This is a genomic window from Oleiphilus sp. HI0066, assembly GCF_001635725.1.
Genome location: NZ_LWFH01000193.1, coordinates 1 through 1,092, shown reverse-complemented (window position 1 = coordinate 1,092; position 1,092 = coordinate 1). Strand labels below are relative to the sequence as shown.

Below are 1,092 nucleotides of genomic sequence, written 5' to 3'. Positions count from 1 at the left end.
AGATCGAATATTTCAGCCGGCTTTGATTCAATGATGTCCACGTCTTCAACATTACCCTGCTCATCAATCAAGACATTCATCGTCACATACCCACTTACACCTTGTTTACGCGCAAGTTCGGGATACACAATCGGCGAACGTTTTCTTACCTTTGGCGGCACATCAACCGTGCTTTTATCCATCACTTGATCGCCTGCTGACCCAATTAAATTTGCGTCATCAAACTCAGCGAACTGCGCTTGATCAAACAAAGGCACGCCAAAACTTAAGCCACTACCAGACAAATCGCTGCCAATCGCATTAGGTTGAATTGATGGTAAATCGCGTCTTGGCTGACGCTCCTGTTGCTTAGGTTTAGGCTTGGGTCTTTCTTTTGTGATTTGCTGTTGTCGTTCTAGCTCAAAATTAGTTGCGCCACCTTGGAGCTTTTCGCGATCAAAGTCTGATTCGTTCAAACCAATCACCACAACAAACAACAGAAAAGGCACTAAAACAGCGGCGACAATCGAAAAAAATTGCCGTGACACGCCTTGTCTCATTTCAATTGAATTCATCATAAGGCGCTACTCACGACTCCTGCTCAGTCGCGACGCCAACATTACTCGCACCGGATAACTTCGCTTGATCAATCACTTCAAGAACGAGTTTGGCTGGCACATTTTCATCAGTCACAACCAAGACACTTTTGTCAGTACTCGTGCGTAACATATCGCGCAACTTGCTCTGCAAGCTGTATACACGCACAGGCTGGTTGTCGACATACACATCACCAAAGCTATCAATAAAAATACGTGTCGCCTTGGTAGAAGCCGCTGCTGCACTGGCCGCATTCGGTCGTTCAAGATCTAGTTTCATGTCTTTAACGAAGGTAGTCGTCACCATGAAGAAGATTAACAAGATGAACACCATGTCGATCAATGGAGAGATATCTACCTGCCCTTCTTGCTCGCTCTCTTGTCTGTATCTCATATTCTTTCTCGCTTATTTTATTTGCTCAGAGACGCTTGCTTTTGAGCGCACACTAAGTCTCGAATTTGATCCAACTCTCGACAGACATTGCGCTCTTTGCGCTCAATCATTCGTCCAACAAGT

The 1,092-nt window shown here is 45.1% G+C and carries 2 protein-coding genes; both read right to left on the bottom strand.

Going from position 1 to position 1,092, the window contains the following annotated elements:
• Nucleotides 1-557, bottom strand: a 557-nt coding sequence (locus tag A3738_RS03120; protein ID WP_156503909.1) for an energy transducer TonB, incomplete at its 3' end; no start/stop codon positions are given.
• A gap of 10 nt (nt 558-567) precedes the next feature.
• On the bottom strand, nt 568-969 hold the full coding sequence (locus tag A3738_RS03115; protein WP_068481018.1) for a biopolymer transporter ExbD: 402 nt from the start codon (nt 967-969) through the stop codon (nt 568-570).
• Between the last annotated feature and the right edge of the window lie 123 nt (nt 970-1,092).

Excerpts from the sequence above, each read along its gene's own strand:
- A3738_RS03115 (WP_068481018.1), bottom strand. The coding sequence starts at position 969 with ATGAGATACAGACAAGAGAGCGAGCAAGAAGGGCAGGTAGATATCTCT.